The sequence below is a fragment of the Rhizobium sp. RHZ01 genome, assembly GCF_014851595.1.
Lineage (GTDB): Bacteria > Pseudomonadota > Alphaproteobacteria > Rhizobiales > Rhizobiaceae > Rhizobium > Rhizobium altiplani.
Map to the genome: position 1 here is coordinate 1 of NZ_JACUZZ010000161.1, position 255 is coordinate 255.

General features: G+C 68.6%; 1 pseudogene. It reads right to left on the minus strand.

The features are described 5' to 3' along the window. Positions 1-255: pseudogene (locus IB248_RS32490) on the minus strand (IS110 family transposase); the annotation flags it as partial.

The following is a 255-nucleotide window of genomic DNA, read 5'->3' on the forward strand; positions in this document are numbered from 1 at the left end:
GCTCGCGCACCAGGCTGTCCCGCTCGCGGTTCGGCCGCCGTGCGTCCTCCTCATCGACTGTGGGAATCACGGCCATACTGCAGTGGCGCTTCTCGCCGCGCAGCCAGCCAAGAAAGGCGCGCATCAAAAGCTCGGTGTCGAGACGATCGGTCTTGGCACGCCGGTGTTCGCGCGACACCGCAACGCTCGAGGGATGGATCACCTGCGCCTCGACGGCTCGGCCCTGCAGCCAGCGCGCCAGCCAGAAGCCGTCGC